11 protein-coding genes are annotated in these 13,604 nt (G+C 71.4%); 9 read left to right on the top strand and 2 right to left on the bottom strand.

From position 1 onward, the window contains the following. Positions 1-238: 238 nt before the first annotated feature. Genes LEP48_RS05180 through LEP48_RS05170 form a run of 3 tightly spaced genes read left to right on the top strand, consistent with a single transcriptional unit; the run spans position 239 to position 3,666 of the window. Complete coding sequence (locus tag LEP48_RS05180; protein ID WP_225564523.1) at positions 239-1,636, top strand: glycosyltransferase; 1,398 nt, start codon at positions 239-241, stop codon at positions 1,634-1,636. 21 nt (positions 1,637-1,657) lie between these two features. Then, a complete protein-coding gene (locus LEP48_RS05175) occupies positions 1,658-2,977 on the top strand; it encodes a CDP-glycerol glycerophosphotransferase family protein (protein WP_225564522.1) in 1,320 nt (439 codons plus the stop codon). Then, on the top strand, positions 2,974-3,666 hold the full coding sequence (locus LEP48_RS05170) for a phosphocholine cytidylyltransferase family protein (protein ID WP_225564521.1): 693 nt from the start codon (positions 2,974-2,976) through the stop codon (positions 3,664-3,666). The genes LEP48_RS05175 and LEP48_RS05170 overlap by 4 nt, the downstream gene beginning before the upstream one ends. Before the next feature lie 73 nt (positions 3,667-3,739). On the opposite strand, the gene LEP48_RS05165 is transcribed toward LEP48_RS05170, so the two are convergent. Next, a complete protein-coding gene (locus tag LEP48_RS05165) occupies positions 3,740-5,026 on the bottom strand; it encodes a CDP-glycerol glycerophosphotransferase family protein (protein ID WP_225564520.1) in 1,287 nt (428 codons plus the stop codon). 146 nt (positions 5,027-5,172) lie between these two features. Here LEP48_RS05165 and LEP48_RS05160 point away from each other — a divergent pair, with 146 nt between their 5' ends. Together LEP48_RS05160 and LEP48_RS05155 are read left to right on the top strand one after the other, a co-directional pair. Then, the gene (locus tag LEP48_RS05160; RefSeq protein ID WP_225564519.1) at positions 5,173-6,174 is read left to right on the top strand and encodes an ABC transporter permease; all 1,002 of its coding nucleotides are present in this window, start codon (positions 5,173-5,175) and stop codon (positions 6,172-6,174) included. After that, positions 6,167-7,126, top strand: coding sequence for an ABC transporter ATP-binding protein (locus LEP48_RS05155; protein ID WP_225564518.1), 960 nt, complete (start codon positions 6,167-6,169; stop codon positions 7,124-7,126). The genes LEP48_RS05160 and LEP48_RS05155 overlap by 8 nt, the downstream gene beginning before the upstream one ends. Positions 7,127-7,202: 76 nt before the next feature. Here the strand turns inward: LEP48_RS05155 and cysC are convergent, their stop codons facing one another. Further along, positions 7,203-8,486: an adenylyl-sulfate kinase gene (cysC, locus tag LEP48_RS05150; RefSeq protein ID WP_225564517.1), complete on the bottom strand. Its 1,284-nt coding sequence runs from the start codon at positions 8,484-8,486 to the stop codon at positions 7,203-7,205. A 147-nt stretch (positions 8,487-8,633) separates the two neighbouring features. On the opposite strand from cysC, the gene LEP48_RS05145 reads away from it, so the two are divergent. The 4 genes from LEP48_RS05145 (at position 8,634) to LEP48_RS05130 (ending at position 13,585) form a co-directional block, all read left to right on the top strand. After that, positions 8,634-9,488, top strand: coding sequence for an inositol monophosphatase family protein (locus LEP48_RS05145; RefSeq protein WP_225564516.1), 855 nt, complete (start codon positions 8,634-8,636; stop codon positions 9,486-9,488). Beyond that, on the top strand, positions 9,485-10,387 hold the full coding sequence (gene cysD, locus LEP48_RS05140; protein WP_225564515.1) for a sulfate adenylyltransferase subunit CysD: 903 nt from the start codon (positions 9,485-9,487) through the stop codon (positions 10,385-10,387). Before LEP48_RS05145 ends, cysD begins: the two co-directional genes overlap by 4 nt. Before the next feature lie 3 nt (positions 10,388-10,390). Then, positions 10,391-11,698, top strand: coding sequence for a sulfate adenylyltransferase subunit CysN (gene cysN, locus LEP48_RS05135; protein WP_225564514.1), 1,308 nt, complete (start codon positions 10,391-10,393; stop codon positions 11,696-11,698). A 204-nt stretch (positions 11,699-11,902) separates the two neighbouring features. After that, the gene (locus LEP48_RS05130; RefSeq protein WP_225564513.1) at positions 11,903-13,585 is read left to right on the top strand and encodes a CDP-glycerol glycerophosphotransferase family protein; all 1,683 of its coding nucleotides are present in this window, start codon (positions 11,903-11,905) and stop codon (positions 13,583-13,585) included. The last annotated feature ends 19 nt before the right edge of the window (positions 13,586-13,604 follow it).

The raw sequence follows: 13,604 nt of genomic DNA, 5'->3' as shown, positions 1-13,604 counted from the left end.
GGGCGGTGCGACAACATGTGCAGCTCCGGCTTCTGTGACGGCGAGCTGGGTGGGGACACGGGTCGAGACGCAGGTCCCGCGGGGACTGCCGGCCGGCGGAGGACGCCCGGTTGTGCCTGGTGGGGACGTCCCTACGATAGGCGACGTGCTGTCGTCTCCGGGACACCGTCAAACCGTTGACCTCCCTCCGGGGAGCCACGCCGCTGCCACCTGGACCATCCCCGACGACTACGGCGGCATGACCTCTGCACTGCTGCGCCGTTCGCGCTCCTTCGTGGAGCGGTCCGGGGTTCCGGTCCGGGTGCTGACCTTCGACCCCTGGCTCGACGTGGAGGCCACCCGGGTCGACCTGGAGGAGCGGGGTGTGCTCGTGCCGGGAGTGACGCTGCACAACCTCTGGGACGACGTCCGGCGGCTGCCGGACGACGCCGTGGGGGCGTCGCCCACCGCACCCGCAGTCCGGCAGCCCGCCGGGGAAACGGGGGAGGGGGTACGCGTGGAGCTCGGTGACGACGGTGACCCGGTGACGCACCGGATCTTCCGGGCCGACGGGTCGCTCGCCGCGCTCGACGTGCGCGCGGGCCGCGGGCGCGGGGTCACGCTGTACTCCCGCGACGGCCGGCCGGGCCGGCACTGGCGGACCACCTGGGCGTTCTACCGGTACTGGGTCGAGCAGATCCTTCCCGACCGACCTGCCTACGTCGTCGTCGACAGCAAGGCGCTGACCCGGTTCTTCGCCACACTGGGCAGCGACGACGTCTACACCGCGCAGGTCGTGCACGGGGCACACCTGTCGTCGCGCGCCACGGACGCGCACGGCCCCCTCGTGGGCACCCGCGCCGCCCTGATCGAGCACCTCGACGACTTCGACGGGGTGGTGTTCCTGACCGAGGGACAACGGCGCGACGTCCAGGACCGGGTCGGCGGCCGGGACAACACCTACGTGATACCGAACAGCACGGATCTCCCGCCGGAGCCCCCCGACGAGCGGGAGCGGTACCGCGGCGCGGTCGTCGCGAGCCTCAGCTCGCGCAAGCGCGTCGGCCAGGCGATCCAGGGGCTGCGCCGGGCGCGTCGCCTCTCGGGCCTCGAGCTCACGCTCGACGTGTACGGCGACGGCCCGCTGCGGGAACGGCTCGAGACGAGCGCCGCCAAGGTCCCGGGCGTGACCCTGCACGGGTATGTCACGGGCGCCGCGGACCGGCTCGCCGACGCCTCCTTCATGCTGCTGACCAGCCGCGCCGAGGGCCTGCCCCTGGTCTTCGCGGAGGCGATGTCGCGCGGTTGCGTGCCCATCGCCTACGACATCCGGTACGGACCGGCGGACGCCATCACGGACGGCGTCGACGGGTTTCTCGTGCCGTCGGGGGACGTCGACGCCCTCGCGGAGGCGATCTGCCGGTTCGTCACGATGGATGACGAGGCCGTGCTCCGCATGCGCCGGGCTGCCGTCGCCGCCGCGCAGCGCTACTCCGACGAGGCCGTCGTCGGCCGGTGGGCCGAGACCTTCGCGGACATGGCTCGCCGGCGGCCGCCGGCGGCTGCCGAGCAGGCGCCGAACTCGACGCGGGGCGAGGAGCGGCGGCAGGGGATCGTCGGTCGGTGGGCCGGTATGCTTCGACGCGTCATTCGCTGACCGCCGACGACCTGGAGACTCATGCCCGCAACACCCCGCGGCGCGACGCTGCGGCGCCGGATCCGATCGACGGGCGGCAAGGTGATCCGGCGCTTCGGGCTCCTGCCGGCCGGTACTCCGGACGGGCTGGGCGAGGACGCCGCGCTGCTCGGTACGTCCTGGCCGTACGAGGTGCTCGTCTACTTCGCCGACACCACCGAGGCGCTCTATCAGATCGAGCAGTGGTACGACGCGCTCCGGGCGTTGCACGCGGAGCACCCGGTGGTCGTCGTGACGCGAGACTCGCGCACCACCAGGGCGATCCGGCGTGACAGCGGCCTGGACGTGCGCACGGTCGCGCACTACACGACGCTCGACGACGTGCTCGGCCGCTCGGCCACGAAGCTCGCGCTCTACGTGAACCACAACCCTGAGAACTTCAGCTGCCTGCGCTTCGGCAACCTGGTGCACGCCTCGCTCATGCACGGCGACAGCGACAAGCTCGTGACGGTCTCGAACCAGACCAAGGCGTACGACTTCTCGTTCGTCGCCGGGCAGGCGGCCGTGGAGCGGATGGCTCGCTTCAGCACGCTGTACGACGCCCACGCACGCTGCGTCACCGTGGGTCGCCCCCAGCTGGACGACCAGCTGCGGCTGCGCGCGACGACGCCGCGCGGCCCCCTGCCGACGGTGCTGTACGCGCCGACCTGGGAGGGCGGCCAGCCCTCGGCGGAGTACGGCTCGGTGGCGACCCACGGTCCTCGGATCGTGCGCGCGCTGGTCGAGTCCGGGCGCTACCGCGTTCTCTACCGGCCGCACCCGTTGACCGGTGTGCGGGTGGCGGCGTACGGCGACGCGGACGCGGCGATCAGGGAGTACCTCGCGTCGGCGCCCGCGCCGGCGGAGGGGGCCGCACACGGGACCGACACGCACCGCGAGCTCGCACCGGCCTTCGCCGCCGCGGACCTGCTCGTGTGCGACGTCTCCGGAGTGGCCATGGACTGGCTCGCCACCGGTGAGCCGATCGTCGTCACGCGGCCGGTGGGCGACGCCGTGATCGCCACGAGCCCCCTGCTGGAGCTTGCGCCGGCGCTGCGGGTCGACGACCTCGACGACGTGGCGGGGCTCGTCGAGCGCGAGCTGACCGAGGACCCGACGAGGGCCGAGCGGCTCCGGCTCCGGGACCACTACCTCGGCGACACGGAGCCGGGGGCGGCCACGCGGCGTTTCATCGAGGCGTGCGAGCGGCTCATGGCCGTGCGCGACGAGGAGGTCGCGCGGATCACCGCCGAGTACGGTCGGGGCACCACCAACGCGCAGAGCACCGGCAGCGCGACCGGGGACGAGGAAGGCACGCGATGAGCATCCAGACAGTGATCCTGGCGGCGGGCATGGGGACACGGCTCGGGCGCCCGCACCCGAAGCCGCTGACGGAGCTCCGGGACGGCCGGACCATCCTGGCCCAGCAGATCGGCAACCTCCGGTCGGTCTACGGTCGCGAGGCAGAGGTGCTCATCGTGGTCGGCTTCAAGCTCGAGATGATCCTCGAGGCGATGCCCGACGCGACCTTCGCCTACAACGAGCTCTACGACCAGACGAACACGTCGAAGAGCCTCCTGCGTGCGCTGCGGGTGACCGGGGACCGGGGCGTGCTCTGGATGAACGGCGACGTCGTCTTCCACCCGGACGTGCTGCGCCGGCTCCAGCCTCTGATCGACGAGGGCAGGTCGTTCGTGTGCGTCAACACCTCGTCCGTGGGGGACGAGGAGGTCAAGTACACGGTCGACGACGACGGCGACATCGCCGAGCTCTCGAAGATCGTCGTCGGCGGGCTGGGGGAGGCCGTCGGCATCAACTACGTGGCGCCGCGGGACAAGGCGACCCTGATCGAGCGCCTGGCGGAGGTCGACGACCAGGCGTACTTCGAGCGCGGGGTCGAGCTGGCGATCGCGCACGACGGGATGAAGGTGACGCCCGTCGACATCTCGGACCTGTACGCCATCGAGGTGGACTTCGCCGAGGACCTGGACCGCGCGAACCGGGAGCTCTGAACGCCCGCCCGCGGACGGGGCGACCACGAGAGGGGTGACGACCGAGTCCCGGTCGTCACCCCTCGTCGTACGGTCAGCCGTCGGTGCCGTCGGTGCCGTCGGTGCCGCCGACCAGGGCGTCGCGGCGTGCGACGCAGCGCGACACCAGCTCCAGGAACTGCCGGCTGCTCTCGCCGCGGCTGAAGCCGAAGTAGTGGTCCCGGATCGCGGCGCGCGCGTCGCGTCGCGGGTCGGAGGCGAGGTTGGCGGCGAGCAGGTCCGCGACGTCGCCCACGGTGTCGCCGTCGACGATGTCGGTCGCGCTCGCGACGGGCGCCTCGACGAGGATCCGCTCCCGGTCGGTGCGCCGGTCGGTGAGGACGATCGGTGCGTCGGGGCGGAGGTACAGGAAGTCCAGGCCGACGGAGGAGATGTCGGTGACGAGCAGGTCGGTGCCGTCGAAGAGGCTCAGGACGTCCGCGCGGAGCGGGAGCTGGTGCGGGCGCTCGGCCGTGGTGGCCGCCGTCACGAGCCGCACGATCTCCGCATGGGCGGACGCCACGCCCTCGTCCTCGGCGGTCAGGACGCGGGGGTGCGGCTTGTACACGAGCCGAACGTCGTCGCGGGCCAGCAGCGTGCGCACGATCTCGACGCCGTAGCGGTCCACGGACGTGTAGTTGTTCGCCTCGTCCTCGCCCGACCACGTCGGCGCGTACAGGACGGTCCGCAGGCCGGGGACGGGATCGAGGGCCCGGGTGATGTCGAGGTCGAGCTGGGGTCGCCCGCACACGACCAGCCGGTCGAGGTCGAAGTTGATCAGCGCCCGCTCGTGGCGCTCGATCGCCGCGCGTCCGGCGACGACGACGTGGTCATACACCTTCGCCTGGTTCGAGACCATGGAGATCTTGTCGGACTCCCCGTGGTTGACGTGCACGTGCAGCGCCCGCTGGTAGATGAGCGACTGGAAGTTGTGCATGCCGTTGTTGACGTAGATCACCGTCTTGACGTCCACGTGCGCGTACACGTGCCGGAGGTCGTCCAGGGTCCGGGCATAGATCACGGGCAGCGTGGTGATCTCGCGAAGCTGCGCCGTGGCGGACCAGTCCCTGGTGACGACGGCGAGGGCGTGGTGCTCCGCGACCTGCTCGAGCACGGGCAGCCACTGGCGCAGCTGGTAGGCCTGCGCGGGGTGCTCGCCGAAGTACGCCACGACCGGGTACGAAGGCAGCTGCGCGAGGCCGGGGTCGGGGGTCTCGGGCCTGCCGGCGATCGAGTTCTCGACCATCCGCTTCGCGCGCGCCCCGACCCTCAGGACGAGACCGGCGGCACGCCGGCGGGCCCGCTCCGTGAGCGGGCGCCGCGGCGGGGTGAGGTGCGACATCGAGGCCTTCCCGTGGAGGTGAAGATTCGGTGGGGAGACCGAGTATTCCACGGTCATCTGGACATTTCGGGGTGTCCGGGTCGCTGTAGGATCGACGGGGCCGGACAGCCGCTGGCCGTACCTCGGAAGACGGGTATGCAAGTTTCGTGACCACCGACACCACGACGGGCGCCGCTTCGGGCGACCGCGGGACGCCGGGCGGCGCTGGGAACGATCCGCTCCGCCCCCCGGAGCCGATCGTCCCGACGACGTCGTCCTCAGAGCTTCGGGCCGTCGCCGCGCAGCACGGCCTCCAGCAGATGGGTGTGCGACCCCCGTTGCGCGCCTACATCAAGGACGTCGTCTCGCGCTGGGCGTTCATCCGCGTCCTGGGGACCGCCACCGCCTACTCGAAGAACCAGAACAACTACCTCGGTCAGCTCTGGGCGGTCCTCAACCCGGTGCTCAACGCGGTCACCTACATCTTGATCTTCGGGTTCCTGCTCAACACCAACCGGGGCGTCGAGAACGTCATCGCGTTCATCGTCATCGGCACGTTCCTCTTCCGGTTCGTGGAGCAGTCGGTGCACGGCGGGGCCCGGAGCATCGCGCAGAAGTCGAACCTCATCCGGTCGCTGCACTTCCCGCGGGCGGTGCTCCCGATAGCGCAGGTCGTGTCGTTGCTCGCGACGCTCGTGCCCTCGCTGGTCGTGATGTGCGCGATCGTGCTGCTCAGCGGGCTGTCCCCGAGGTACCCGACGGTGTACGTCACCTGGCAGTGGCTCCTGCTGCCGTGCCTCGTGGCGCTGCTGTGGCTCTTCAACACGGGGCTCGCGTTCATGGTGGCGCGCGCCGTGGCGATCACCCCGGACCTCGACAACATCATCAGCTTCGTGCTGCGGCTCGTGATGTACGGCTCCGGCGTGATCTTCCCCGTGACGCACTACGTCTCCAACCTGTCGGACGGCGTCCAGGCGGTCGTCGGGCCGATCCTGGAGTACCAGCCGGTCGCGGTCTTCCTGTACCTGGGTCGCTCGACCCTGACGCAGGAACCCAACATCCCCCCGGACCCGATGATGTGGGCGTGGGCCGCCGGCTGGGCGGTCGTGGTCTTCGTGGTCGGGTTCATCGTGTTCTGGCGTGGTGAGGAGCGGTACGGCCGTGACTGAGTCCGATCTTCATCTCGACGTCGACCTGGACGCCGAGCTCGACCCCGAGGACCTCGTGGACGGGCCGCCCGTCGCGGACGTCGGCGAGCCGGTCCTGGTGGTCGACGACCTGCACATCGTCTACCGCGTGTTCGGCGGCAAGGCGAAGCAGGTCGCGGCGGCCGGGAACGAGAACGTGCGCGAGGCCAAGGCACCGAAGCGGTCGTTCGTGAAGCGGCTGCTCTCCTCGACGTCGCAGCACGTGGGCGCCGTGAGCGAGGTGCACGCGGTGCGAGGGGTCTCCTTCGTCGCGCACCACGGCGAGTCCATCGGCATCGTCGGCATCAACGGCTCCGGCAAGAGCACGCTGCTCCGCGCCATCACGGGTCTCATCCCGCCGCACCAGGGCGCCGTCTACGCGGCGGGCGAGCCGGCGCTGCTCGGCGTCAACGCAGCACTGATGCCGCAGCTCACGGGCGAGCGCAACATCTGGATCGGTGGCCTGGCCCTCGGGCTGACGCCCAAGCAGGTCGAGGAGCGCTTCGACGACGTCGTGGACTTCGCCGACATCGGCGACTTCGTCTACATGCCGATGAAGACGTACTCGTCTGGCATGGGGGCGCGGCTGCGGTTCGCGATCTCGTCGGCGGCGACCCCGGACATCCTCATGATCGACGAGGCGCTCGCCACCGGTGACGCAGCGTTCAAGGCCCGCTCCAAGGCGCGGATCGACGAGGTGCGCAAGGACGCCGGAACGATCTTCCTGGTGAGCCATTCGATCAGCACGATCGACGCCATGTGCACCCGCGTGCTGTGGCTGCACCAGGGCCAGCTCGTCATGGACGGGCCTACCGACGAGGTCCTGGCGCAGTACAAGAAGTTCGTGCGCGCGCACCGGGAGGCCCAGACCTCCGGGCGTGCCGGCGGCGTCGCGCCGCGCGCGCGGCAGAAGCCTTCGCGCACCGGTCGCTGAGCCTGGCGGGACCGAGCACGTCGAGACCGAGCTTTCTTGAGTCGAGGTCTCGACGGGCTCGGTCGGCGTGCCACGCTCAGCCGGCAGCGGCCTCGAGGTGCGCCAGCAGCTTCTCGCGCACCTGCGCCACGGCGTGGTCGACGCTCGTCCGCGACGTGTCGATGACGATGTCCGCGTCGGTCGGCTCCTCGTAGGGCGAGGAGATCCCGGTGAACTCGTCGATCTCGCCGCGGCGTGCCTTGGCATACAGCCCCTTGCGGTCGCGCGCCTCGCACACCTCGAGCGGCGTGCTCACGTGCACCAGCAGGAACGCGCCCGCGCCCTCGGCCAGCTCTCGCACCCGTGCCCGCCCGGAGGCGAACGGCGCGATCGGCGCGGCCACGGCAACCCCGCCGTGCGAGGCGACCAGGGCGGCGACGTAGCCGATGCGCTCGACGTTGAGCTCGCGGGAGGCCCTGTCGAAGCCGAGGCCCCGGGACAGGTGCTGGCGCACCTCGTCGCCGTCGAGCAGCGTGGCGCGCAGGCCTTCGTCGTCGAGCTCCGCCGCGAGGGCTCGGGCGAGGGTCGACTTGCCGGAGCCGGACAGGCCGGTGAAGAAGACGACCGCGCCCGGGGCGTGCGCGCCGCGTGCGGCGCGGGCGACCTCGCGGGCACACCCTGCGGGGTAGAGCGCGGCGACCTCGTCCGACCACAGGTCGTCGAGCGCCGTCAGCCGCGCGTTGGTCCGTGCGTCGCGGTGCTCGGCCAGGACGACCGTCCGGTGGGCGCCGTACCGGCCGCCGACGTCCGACCACCGCAGTCCGTCCGGCGCCGTCCGTGGCCAGGGGACGACGACGACCTCGACGGCTTCGGGCCCGGGCGCGTCGCCGCCCTCGGGGGCGTGCACGGCAGCCACGAGGGACCGCACGGCGCGGACGAGACCCGGGGCGCCGAGCCGCCCGCTGCCAGGGGCCCGCCGGGCGGCCGGCACCAGGAGGAGCACGTGCCGCGCGTCGGCCACGAGGCCGCGCAGCGCCTCGGCCTCGACGCGGGTGGGAACGTCGTCGACGACGACGGCCACCGTCCCCGGCGCACCGGCGGCGTCCCCGAGCGCCGCGCGGACGTCGTCCGCCGTCCGTCGCGACGTCGGGTCCCAGTGCGGTCCGGCGGCGCGGGCGAGCGGTCGCAGCGCGTGCACGCCCGCGGCGCCGACGACGGCGATCGGCGTGTTCTCCGCATCGGTGAGCGTCACGTCGTCGACGACGCCGCCAGGTGCGCCCGGTACACAGCCCGGGACGATGCCGGTGCCGCCTCCGAGCGCGAGCTCGAGCAGGTCGAGCTCGTCCTCGGTGAGGACGCGCGTGCTGGCGGGAGTGGTCATCAAACCGGTCCTTGTCGGTGGAGGGTCGGGGCTCTCACCCGGAAATGTCCGCGGATCGGGAAGATCCGGACCATCAGATGGACGAATGGTAGCGTCGGCCGCACCCGTCCGGGTGTGTCGTCCAGAGCCTTTCGCCGAGGAGCCGTCTTGTCGATTCCCGCCTTTCCGGCGCCGTCGCTCAGCGACGTCGACCTCGCCGCGGCGCTCGTCGCGGGCGCGGGCGCCGTGCTGCGCGGGCTGCGGGAGGCCGTCGACGCCGAGGGCGGCCGGTTCGTGGCGTCCGAGCTCAAGGACGCCGGGGACGCCGCCGCCCAGGCCTGGCTCGCCGCCGCGTTCTCCCGCGCCCGCCCCGGCGACGCCGTACTCTCCGAGGAGGCGGGGGACGACCTCTCGCGGCTCGAGGCAGACCGCGTGTGGATCGTCGACCCGCTGGACGGTACCCGCGAGTTCGCCGAGCGCCACGCCCGCGGCGGCGCGGCGGGGCAGTGGCGCGACGACTTCGCCGTGCACGTCGCCCTGTGGGAGCGGGACGGGGGCCTGACCGCCGGTGCGGTCGGCCTGCCCGCCCGCGACGCGGTGCTCAGCACCGCGGACGGCCGCACCCCGGCCGGCGTCGAGCACGTCCTCGACGGGCGCCGGCCGTTGCGGATCGCGGCGAGCCGCAGCCGCCCGCCGGCGTTCGTCACCGCCCTCGCCGAGCGGGGCGACGTCGAGCTGGTGCCCATGGGGTCCGCAGGCGTCAAGGTGGTCTCGGTGGTCGACGGCACCGTCGACGCGTACCTGCACGCCGGCGGCCAGTACGAGTGGGACTCCGCCGCACCCGTCGCGGTCGCCCGGGCCGCGGGCCTCGACTGCACGCGGCTGGACGGCTCGCCGCTGCGCTACAACCGCCAGGATCCCTGGCTTCCCGATCTTTTCGTGTGCCACCCGGCCCTCGCCGCGCACCTGCGCGCGGCGCTCGTCCAGGCCGGGGTCGACATCAAGGAAGGTGCCCAGCCGTGACGACTCACGTCCTGAGTCAGCTCCGCAGCCTCGAGGCGGAGAGCATCCACATCATCCGTGAGGTCGTCGCGGAGATGCAGCGCCCCTGTCTGCTCTTCTCGGGCGGCAAGGACTCGATCGTCATGCTGCACCTGGCTGCCAAGGCGTTCGCGCCGGCGCGCATCCCGTTCCCGATCATGCACGTGGACACGGGCCTGAACTTCCCGGCCGTGCTCGCCACGCGGGACCGGTGGGTCGAGCGCCTGGGCGTCCAGCTCGTCGTCGCGTCCGTGCCGGAGGCGATCGACCGGGGGCTCGTCACGCCGGAGCCGAACGGGTCGCGCAACCGCATCCAGACTCCGGTGCTGCTGGAGGCCGCGGAGAAGAACGGCTTCGACGCGCTGTTCGGCGGCGGCCGCCGGGACGAGGAGAAGGCCCGCGCCAAGGAGCGCGTCTTCTCCTTCCGCGACGACTTCGGCCAGTGGGACCCGAAGAACCAGCGCCCGGAGATCTGGACCCTGTACAACGGCCGGGTGCACCAGGGCGAGTCCATCCGGGTCTTCCCGCTGTCCAACTGGACCGAGCTGGACATCTGGGCGTACATCGAGGCCGAGGACATCGACATCCCGGACCTCTACCGTGCCGCCGAGCGCGAGGTCGTGGAACGGGGCGGCATGCTCTTCGCCGTCAACGAGTTCACGCCGCTCAGGGACGGCGAGACCGCCGAGGTGCGTTCCGTGCGGTACCGCACGGTCGGCGACGCCAACCTCACGGCCGCCGTCGCGTCGACGGCGTCGACGCTGGCCGAGATCGTCAAGGAGGTCGCCGCCGTGCGCCTCACGGAGCGCGGAGCGACCCGCGGCGACGACAAGGTCAGCGAGGCCGCCATGGAGGACCGGAAGCGAGAGGGCTACTTCTAAGCCATGACCACTGTTGAGACGACCGCCCCCGCCGTGGTCGACACGAGCGCGGACCTGCTGCGCTTCGCCACCGCGGGCTCCGTCGACGACGGCAAGAGCACCCTCATCGGGCGGCTGCTGTTCGACTCCAAGACGATCTTCACCGACCAGCTCGAGTCGGTGGAGCAGGTCAGCAAGGACCGTGGCAACGACTACACGGACCTGGCGCTGCTCACCGACGGCCTGCGTGCCGAGCGCGAGCAGGGCATCACCATCGACGTCGCCTACCGCTACTTCGCGACGCCGAAGCGCAAGTTCATCATCGCGGACACCCCCGGGCACATCCAGTACACCCGGAACATGGTCACCGGTGCGTCGACGGCCGACGTCGCGCTGATCCTCGTGGACGCCCGCAAGGGCGTCATCGAGCAGAGCCGCCGGCACACGTTCCTGGCCACGCTGCTGGGCGTGCCGCACATCGTGGTCTGCGTCAACAAGATGGACCTCGTCGACTACGCGGAGGAGGTCTTCGAGTCCATCCGCCGCGACTTCACCGCGTTCGCGTCGCGGCTGCGGGTGCCGGACCTGACGTTCATCCCGATCTCGGCGCTGGTCGGCGACAACGTGGTGAACCGGAGCGAGAACACGCCGTGGTTCGACGGGCGTCCGCTGCTCAGCCACCTCGAGACCCTGCACGTCGCCAGCGACCGCAACCTCCAGGACGTCCGCTTCCCGGTGCAGTGCGTCATCCGGCCGCAGTCGTACGACGCGCGCGACTACCGGGGGTACGCCGGCACCGTCGCGAGCGGGGTCATGAAGCCGGGCGACAAGGTGCGGGTGCTGCCGTCGGGGCTCGAGACGACGATCGCCACGATCGAGACGGCCGACGGCCCGGTGGCCGAGGCCTACCCGCCGATGTCGGTGACCGTCCGCCTCGCCGACGAGATCGACATCTCCCGCGGCGACATGATCTGCCGGCCGAACAACTCCCCGGCCGCGCTGCAGGACATCGACGCGCAGGTCTGCTGGATGGACGAGTCGTCGCCGCTGGTCAAGGGGAAGAAGTACGCCATCAAGCACACCACCCGCTGGGCGCGGGCGATGGTCAAGGACATCAACTACCGCGTCGACGTGAACACGCTGCACCGCGACGAGGAGGCGACCGAGATCGGCCTCAACGAGATCGGCCGCGTCCAGCTCCGCGTGACGCAGCCGCTGTTCGTGGACCCGTACCGTCAGAACCGGGAGACCGGCTCGTTCATCCTCGTGGACGAGGTCACGAACAAGACCGTCGCGGCGGGCATGGTCGGTGGGCTCCCGCACGTCTCGTAGCTCATGAGGTACGTCGCCGCAGGTGATGGCGGTTTTCGTCGTGCCTCGGTGCGGGCGGAGGCCGGGGGCCCAGGGCATACACTGTCGTGGCCACCCGCGAGTGTCCATGGGCTTGCCGTAAGGAGTATTGATGGAGTCGGGCCGATCCGAGAGCACCTGCGCGGTATCGTCCCCGCGCTCGGCAGCCGGGAGGTGCCGGCGCCGGTGAGCGGTGGCGACATCGTCCAGGGCGTGCGCAGGTTCCAGGTGGTGGTGGACGACCTGAGGCTCGGCGAGAAGACCGCCCGCTTCCAGGTGACCGTCAGCGGCGTGGACCGCCGGGCGCACGACGTGCGGATCGTGGTGGCGTCCCGCGAGAGCGCCGCCCGCCACCGGTTTGCCTGCCTCGTCGAGGACGACGCGCAGGGGTCGCGCCGCGATCCCGCGGTGGCCGTCCAGCGCGCCACGGCCGTCGTCGACCTGCAGGACCTCGCCGAGAGGCTGGACGAGGACGACGAGACCCTGGACCTGTTCGTCGAGGTCGAGGACGCTGACGGGCTCGTGCAGAGCAAGCGGGTGAGCACGAAGGGGCGCGTGAGCGTGCTGCGCCCCGGGAGGGCGAGCCTCGGGGGGGACGTCGTCCAGTTCCTCCCGTACGCGACGTTCCGTGCGGCCAACGTGTCGGTCCGCGTGGAGCGCATGAGCGAGGACTCCTTCGCGTACCTGCGCCGGTGGACCCGGCTCGCGTGGCTGCTGCCGCTCGTGCGCCCGTTCCTCGGCGTCTGGCTCGTGGGCGAGCTGCCGTACAAAGCCCAGGACAACGGCTACCACCTCTTCCGGTGGGTCCGCGAGCACTTCCCGCGCCGGGCGGTCTACTACGTCATCGAGGAGTCGTCGCCCGACCTGCCCCGGCTCGACGGGCTGGGCAACGTGGTGCTGCGGGGCTCGCGCGAGCACATCCGGGCCGCGTTCCTGGCGTCGAGGATCGTCGGGACGCACCACGCCGAGTACCTGCTCCCGTCACGGCACCCCCGGGTCGTCGCCGGGATCCGCGGGGTGCGGGTCTTCATCCGCCACGGCATCTCCGGGACCAAGAACATGACGGCCAACTACGGGCGTCGCGCTCCCGGGTTCTTCACCGACCGGTTCCACGTCAGCTCGGACCGCGAGCGCGACGTCGCCCTCGAGGCGTTCGGCTACCGGCCGGGCCAGGTCCGGGTGACCGGTCTCCCGCGGTTCGACAGCCTGCTGGCGCCGATCGAGCGCGAGCCGGAGGGCCTGCTGGTCATCCCGACCTGGCGCGAGTGGCTGGGCCAGCACGACGCGTTCTCCTCGAGCGAGTACCGCGATCGGTGGGAGTCGTTCCTCACGCACCCGGTGCTGGCCGCGCAGATGCGGGACGGTCTGCAGGTGACGTTCATCCTGCACCCGAACATGCGTCACTACGCCGACCTGTTCGACGCCCCCGGCGTCCAGGTCCTGCGGCAGGGCGAGGTGGACGTCCAGACCCTGATGCGCGAGCACGCCTGCCTCGTGACCGACTACTCCTCCGTGGCGTTCGACTTCGCGCTCCTGCGCCGGCCCGTCCTGTACTACCAGTTCGACCAGGAGAGGTTCTTCGGTCCGCACGGCTCGTTCCTCGACGTCGAGCGGGACCTGCCGGGAACCATCGTCACGGAGGTCGACCGGCTGGCTGACGAGGTGGCCAGGGCTGCGACCAGCGGCTTCACGATGTCCCCAGATCACTGGGAGCGTGCGCAACGCATGGTTCGCTATCATGACCGCCGCAACTGCGAGCGGGTGGCGGACTCGGTCCGCCACGCAGGAGGGCCCGCAGTCCACTGGTGGCGGCTGGTCGACCGCCTTGCCGAGGCCCTCCGGGGTCTGCGACGCAGAGTCTCGTCCTAGGCGACGGCTCGTACGAATT

It is taken from the genome of Isoptericola luteus (genome assembly GCF_020297055.1).
In the GTDB taxonomy this organism is placed as follows: Bacteria; Actinomycetota; Actinomycetes; order Actinomycetales; family Cellulomonadaceae; genus Isoptericola; species Isoptericola luteus.
This window is presented reverse-complemented; position numbering and strand designations above follow the sequence as displayed.

Coding starts and splice junctions, on each gene's coding strand:
- LEP48_RS05180 (WP_225564523.1), top strand. CDS start 239: ATGACCTCTGCACTGCTGCGCCGTTCGCGCTCCTTCGTGGAGCGGTCC.
- LEP48_RS05175 (WP_225564522.1), top strand. CDS start 1,658: ATGCCCGCAACACCCCGCGGCGCGACGCTGCGGCGCCGGATCCGATCG.
- LEP48_RS05170 (WP_225564521.1), top strand. CDS start 2,974: ATGAGCATCCAGACAGTGATCCTGGCGGCGGGCATGGGGACACGGCTC.
- cysN (WP_225564514.1), top strand. CDS start 10,391: ATGACCACTGTTGAGACGACCGCCCCCGCCGTGGTCGACACGAGCGCG.
- cysC (WP_225564517.1), bottom strand. CDS start 8,486: ATGACCACTCCCGCCAGCACGCGCGTCCTCACCGAGGACGAGCTCGAC.
- LEP48_RS05165 (WP_225564520.1), bottom strand. CDS start 5,026: ATGTCGCACCTCACCCCGCCGCGGCGCCCGCTCACGGAGCGGGCCCGC.